6 protein-coding genes are annotated in these 6085 nt (G+C 61.9%); 1 reads left to right on the forward strand and 5 read right to left on the reverse strand.

The window, feature by feature from the left end; genetic code table 11:
* Positions 1 to 427: 427 nt before the first annotated feature.
* The 5 genes from IEW22_RS19450 to IEW22_RS19470 all read right to left on the reverse strand — a co-directional run bounded on the left by IEW22_RS19450 (position 428) and on the right by IEW22_RS19470 (position 5670).
* Entirely contained in the window at positions 428 to 2482 is a 2055-nt protein-coding gene (locus IEW22_RS19450; protein ID WP_268235506.1) for a YhgE/Pip domain-containing protein, read from the reverse strand.
* Positions 2483 to 2612: 130 nt separating this feature from the next.
* On the reverse strand, positions 2613 to 3401 hold the full coding sequence (locus tag IEW22_RS19455) for a dihydrodipicolinate synthase family protein (protein WP_188588981.1): 789 nt from the start codon (positions 3399 to 3401) through the stop codon (positions 2613 to 2615).
* On the reverse strand, positions 3398 to 3790 hold the full coding sequence (locus IEW22_RS19460; protein WP_188588982.1) for a RidA family protein: 393 nt from the start codon (positions 3788 to 3790) through the stop codon (positions 3398 to 3400). Before IEW22_RS19460 ends, IEW22_RS19455 begins: the two co-directional genes overlap by 4 nt.
* Before the next feature lie 148 nt (positions 3791 to 3938).
* Positions 3939 to 4589 carry a TetR/AcrR family transcriptional regulator gene (locus IEW22_RS19465; protein ID WP_188588985.1) on the reverse strand — a complete coding sequence of 217 codons (651 nt, stop codon included), beginning with the start codon at positions 4587 to 4589 and terminating at the stop codon, positions 3939 to 3941.
* 145 nt (positions 4590 to 4734) lie between these two features.
* A complete protein-coding gene (locus IEW22_RS19470; RefSeq protein ID WP_188588987.1) occupies positions 4735 to 5670 on the reverse strand; it encodes a LysR family transcriptional regulator in 936 nt (311 codons plus the stop codon).
* Between the two features lie 149 nt (positions 5671 to 5819).
* Here IEW22_RS19470 and IEW22_RS19475 point away from each other — a divergent pair, with 149 nt between their 5' ends.
* A complete protein-coding gene (locus tag IEW22_RS19475; protein WP_188588989.1) occupies positions 5820 to 5996 on the forward strand; it encodes a hypothetical protein in 177 nt (58 codons plus the stop codon).
* The last annotated feature ends 89 nt before the right edge of the window (positions 5997 to 6085 follow it).

The following is a 6085-nucleotide window of genomic DNA, read 5'->3' on the forward strand; positions in this document are numbered from 1 at the left end:
ACCGCCTCGGCAGATTGACCCCCATTGAATTCGAGACCATCATCAACCACGAGGCCCCTCAGGCCGCGTGACTAACCCTGTCACCTATCCGTGCACCAGGCCCGGCGATCGAACCACCTCGAGCAATGGACAGCGGCAGCAACCCCAGTACCGCCGCCATGGGCGCCGCAGCCGCGAGCACGAGCACCACGACGCCGCGCGTGGACAATGCGGGTCTACCCGCCATATGGGTTGTTGTGGAGGAACTCATGATGAAACCACCTCGGTGAGAGATCGAGCGAGAGGCGCCATTGCCTGAGTAATTCGTGGGCTGGGTAATTCGTGGGTAGGTCAATCCGTCGGCTGGTCAGTTCGTCGGCTGGTCAGTTCGTCGGCTGGTCACATCGTGATGATGCATCTGCGGGGCGGTGGATGGGGTGTACTCATCTCAGCCCCGAGCGGCGAATGTCTCGCCGAACCGGCGGCGATGCACCGACGTATCGACAGGTTCCCGATCGTCGTCGCTACTCGCCTCGGCCCCGACCGCCTTCCCGTACCGCACCACATAGCCAACCGCTGTCGAGGCGATGATGAAGACGACCAGCATCACCACTGCCACCATGAACTCGTTGTCGTACAGCTGGATGTGTCCGCGAACGATGGCGCGCTGCGAGTAGGTCATCGGCGAGAAGTCCGTCAGTGGTTCCATGGGCCCCGGAGTCGTCCCCGGAGGCCAGATCCCGCCGTAGACGAACATCCCGAACATGAAGAGCACGAACGCGATCAGTGGACCGAACACCCGTCCGAAGAGCAACGTGACGACCTGGGTGGTCAGCGACGCCGCGACACCGACCACAGCGACGATTCCCAACATCACCGGCCAGCTTCCCGGATCCCAGCCCACGGCGGCACCAACGGCGCTCAAACTCCATCCGAACACGACTCCTGCCACCGCCCCGACGACAGTGGCCTTTCCCGTGCCGACCAGCGCACGACGCCTCGCCGATCCGGTGGCCCCGAGCATCGTGGGCGTGAGCAGCGTCCAGAGCAAGAAGACCAGGAAGTACGTCCCGATCACTACGATCACCGGGCCTGCACCCTTGCTGATCTTCTTCTTCGTCAGATCATTGGGATCGGTTTGGATCTGACTCGGCTCCTGATTGGTGACGTCCAGCGTTGCGGGAGAGGCGAACTGATCGGCGCTGGCGTTGACATCGTTGACCCGAGGAGCTTGTTTGGCTCCATCCTTCAATCCCCCGTCGAGCTGACCTGTCCCGTCGTCGACCTGCTTGATCCCGTCATGGAGTTGTCTGCTTCCGTCCTGCAGCGCAGGCATCCCTTGCTGAAGCTGTCCTAGACCGTCATCGAGTTGGCGCGCGCCATCATTGAGTTGTTTGGCGCCGTCATTCACCTGGAGAACGCCGGACAGATAGTCCGCATGCGGATCTGTCAGCTGTCGCGCGAGTTCGGCGGTACCGTCGCGTAGCTGCGTCAGCTGGCTGACAACCCCGTCAGGATTCGTCGCATCGACCTCCGCAACGAGTTCGGCGAGCTGCTTGGCAGCGTCGCGCACAGTCGGGTCGGGACTGCGTTCCAGCTGGCCGAGCAGCGGTGTGATCTGCTTGGCCTGGTTCGCAACTGGAGTCAATTGCTGTAACAGCGGGGTCAGGATCTGCCCGACGCCGTCGCGGATCTGCACTGCTCCGTCGCCGAGCTGCTTGGTACCCCCGACGAGCTGGTCGGTTCCGGTGGACAGCTGCGACGTCCCGGCGTAGAGCTGGCCGCTACCGGTCTTGAGTTGGTTCACTCCATCGGCGACCTGACCGATCCCGTCATCGAGTTGACCGGAGCCATCGAGGAGTTGCTTCGTACCGTCCTTGAGTTGACCCGAGCCGGCGGCGGCCTGTGTGAACCCGCTCCCCAACTGATTCAGACCGACCAGCACCTCCGAGGCGTAGCTCTTGCTGATCGACTGCTGCACCTGTTGCTGCGCCTGGGCAACCACACCATTTCCGGTGGCCCCGACCAGAATTCCGTTGAAGTCGTTGTAATAGACGTTGATCTTCGCCTGCTTGGGATGATCGTCGGTGACCGAGAACACCCGTCTGCTGAAATCGGCCGGAATCACCAGGGAGAAAGCGTATCGCCCTTGATCGAGGCCGGTCACCGCCTCCTTGGAACTCACCTTGTGGAAGTCGAGCTGACCGGACGACGTCAATCCCTTGTAGACCTCGTCGCCGACGTTCTCGTACTTTCCGTCGGAGTAGCCACCCTGATCGTCATTGGCCACCGCGACCGGGATCGTGTGCAGATAGTTCGTCGGATCCCACAGGGCCCACATGTAGATGGCCGCGAATGCGGTGGGCACCACCAAGATGACGACCATGGCCAAGTGGAATATCCTCGAGCGGAGAACTCGTCGATATCGAGAACTGAGCTTCGCCAACCGCGGAGCTGATACCTGCGTGACCGTCTGCACTGTTGGTCCGTGTGATTCTGTCATTCCGAGCCTTACAATCGTTCAACCGGCAGCCTGCTGGCACACCGGAATGGTGACGCTGACGCCTCGCGTGCGAGTCGAGCTGAGTCTCGCCGCGGAGGGATCCGTGCCGCGTTGCACAGTTCAGAAAGTTCTAGCTTCCCCACACATGGGCAGGGACATCCCAGCGTGCAGCCGTCATGGCCTTCAAAGCGCGGGGGAATTCGTGGAGGCTTGTGGTGTGCTGAGATACCAACTCCCCCAACGCCGTTTCGTCTCCCTGGAATGCTCGGCCGGCAACGTCCGGCCAGACGTTCGCAATCCCGAGCATGGCACCGGCAGCGCCGATGTCGCGGGCGACGCCGAGCAGTGTCGGCACACCTGTGTAGGTTTCAATGCCCATGTCCAGCGCCTCTTCGATCAGGCGTGCCGAATCGCCAGAGGAGTCCTTGATCCCGGCGACACCGAGACCCGCCAGCTCTCGCAGCGGGATTTCGGCCGCTGCCTGGGGCAGGTGATAGGCCAGAACCGGTACGCCACTGCTGCTTCCGATCGCCGCGTAGAACCCGGCGAGATCATCACCGACGCCCAGAGGCAGCGCGGTGATCGCGGTTACTCCCGCATCAGACATCCGCGTGGCCATCACTGCTCCACGTTCGGCGCCGACCCCACCGACGTGACCGATCACCGGCGTCGTCGGAGGAACAGCGGCCAGCACCGCGCTCACCAATACCAGCCGTTCCTCGTCATCGAGCGCCCAGAACTCGCCAGATGTACCCGCCACCAAGACCGAGGCCGCTCCGGCGTCGACCAACCGCGCAGCCAGATCTGCCGTCTCGTCAATGAGAAGCGCGTCGTCGTCGGCGAAGAGTGTCACCAGAGCGACACCGGCACCGGGCGCTACAACAGCCGGCGACCGGTTGCACTCGGTACCGCCGTTCACTCTGGACACCGTGCTATGACGTCGATTTCGACACTGACAGGTATGCCACCCGAGATGAGCGTACGGGCGGGCAGCACCTCGACCCCGGCCGCCCGCAGTGCGGACTCATACGCCTGGTTCACATCTCCGATGATCGAGGGGTCGTTCACGTACACGGTGGTCTTGACCACATGCGCCAGAGATGATCCCGCAGCCATCAGCAATGCCTCGATGTTCGCGAGGGCCTGCACGGTCTGCTCCGCGGGGCTGCGTTCTGCAAGTCCGCCGAAATCAGCGTTCCAACCGACCTGCCCCGACACGAAACACCATCCGTTCGCGCAGACAGCCGGCGTGTAGGCACCGACAGGCCCCGGTGCCTTGGAGCTGGAGATTGCCTTGATCTGTTCCACGTGAATCCCTTTCGCTGACCGCAGTGATGAACGTCGGTGGGCGCCGCCGCACGGGATCGTTCCCGTGGCGCGCTGAGTAGACCTCGGCACTGATGCCGAGATCGCCGCACTTGCTGGTGAATTACGTCGTGTCGTGATCGAATTCTGTCTAGCGTTCGCCGTACTCGATCAGCATGTCTGCGGACGTCGAGATCTGCTGATCGGGTGCCTCGGTCGCGAGAGCGAGAAGCTGATCAACGAAGGTCGCCAACACTTTTCGCATCTCATCGGTCTTCCTGTCCACCAACCAGACCAGTGCCATACCCTCACTCATCGCCACCAGCATCCGCGCCAACGTCTCGACGGACACAATCCAGGCCGTGCCCGTGGCCTCGGCTGCTCTGACGAAGAATCTGCGCGCAGCCTCGAAATAGCATTCGTACTGCATACGCCCCAACTCACGCGCACTGTCTGTCCGGACCGTGTACGTGGTCAATTCGAAAGTCAGTCTTCGCTTTTCGTGATTCCTTGTGATCGCGACGCAATATGCATCGGCAGCACGACTCAGATAGGACCGCAGACTGTCACCCTCTCGAGGTGCGTCGATGCTCGCCTCGAGGATCTCGTTCACGATCGCCCTGATGACCTCGCGCATCAGAAGCTCTTTGGTGCCGAAGCAGTAATGGACGACGCCCACAGCCACTCCGGCCTCGGCCGCCACTCGACGCGTCGTCGCGGCGGCGATGCCCTCCGAGCTGGCCACCGCAATAGCCACCTCGATCAACTGATTTCGGCGAACATCCGCCGGCAGTTTCGCCACGCGACCACCTCCGATAGCCATCAGAACGAGATGATCGTGCACTTGGACAACCGCTCAGGTCAACCGTTCAAGACGATCAATGCCACAAACACCACAATTGTCTCGAAGGTGAAACCAGCACGAAACATTCGCTGCCGGTCTACCGTCATCCTCGGCCTTCGATCAGCTGAATCAGACCGGCCTCGCGCTCACATATGGATCGGACCACATCCCGGAGGGCAGCCACCGCCGGAAGATCCTCGCAGTCTCGCCGGATCCCCAGCGCGACAGTCGACCTCGGGACATCCTCGACCGGTACGAACCGCACATGCGGGTGCGGCAGCAGTCGTACCACCGACAGTGTGACCAGGGAACATCCGCGCCCGGCCGCGACCATGGAGAGCTCTTCTGTGATCGATCGAGCAATAGTGAGTTTCTTGCGGACCACATCACCCGCGCCGTCCAGACTCGTCCCGCCCGACCAGAATTGATCCGAAGTCGGATCGTATCCACCTCGGACTATGACGGTTTCGTCCCCGAGATCGGTGATGCTGATGCGGTCATATGTGGCCAACTGATGCTGGTGAGGCAGTGCGACCCAGACGGGTTCGCTGAACAGGGGGATCAGTGATACCTCGCGAACATCGATCGGGAGACGTATGAAGGCGACCTCGGATCCGTTCTGCGCCAGCCCCGCGGTGGGATCCTCGGAGCCAAACTCGCGGAGCTCGACATCCACATCCGGTCGGCGTCGCGCGAACTCCTCGAGAATCAGGTCGGTCAGTTCGAGCGCACCACCGACGACGAACCCCAGCCGCAGGGTATGGCGCGCCCTCTCATCGAGCTCGAGTGCTGAACGACGTCCATCCTCGAGCAGTTCGAGAACGTCTTTCGCTGTCAGAGCGAAGGATTCGCCCGCCCTGGTGAGCGTGACCCGACGGGTCGTCCGGTCGATGAGCCGAAATCCTAGGTCACGCTCCAATATCTGCAGATCGCGACTGAGGGCCTGCTGAGTGAGGTGGAGGTGGGCAGCTGCCCGGCCGAAATGCAGATGTTCGACGAGCGTCAGGAAATGCCGCAACCTGCGAGTGTGGATGTCCACAAGTCGAGAGTGTAAATCATGAGCGATACTGTTGTTTCACCTTCGTCGCGGTCGAGCGCTAAGGTCATCGACAATCGGGAACTCTCTCGACTCACACGAATTCCTCTGGCTCCGTGCCATCTTCGCGGCGCCTTGATCTCGAGGACACTATGACTCACATTCTGCTCACTGCAGACCTCCCCAAAGGCCTACCTTCTGGCGCCCCCGGCACCGACAGATCGCTGGTCGCCGATCAGAGCTGGAACCTGCTCGCGGGCGACATCCCGTTGCCCGCGGCCACGCTCTCGCGTACCGCCCTGTCACACAACATGGCTCTTCGAACTTGAGCGGGCAATGCCTGGTCAGCGGGCTGGCGTGTCGATGACGTGAGACGCCCCTGGTCTCCGGAAATCTGGATGTTGCGACACATTCCGAT

The organism is Gordonia jinhuaensis (genome assembly GCF_014639795.1).
In the GTDB taxonomy this organism is placed as follows: Bacteria; Actinomycetota; Actinomycetes; order Mycobacteriales; family Mycobacteriaceae; genus Gordonia_B; species Gordonia_B jinhuaensis.

Excerpts from the sequence above, each read along its gene's own strand:
- IEW22_RS19475 (WP_188588989.1), top strand. The coding sequence starts at position 5,820 with ATGACTCACATTCTGCTCACTGCAGACCTCCCCAAAGGCCTACCTTCT.
- IEW22_RS19450 (WP_268235506.1), bottom strand. The coding sequence starts at position 2,482 with ATGACAGAATCACACGGACCAACAGTGCAGACGGTCACGCAGGTATCA.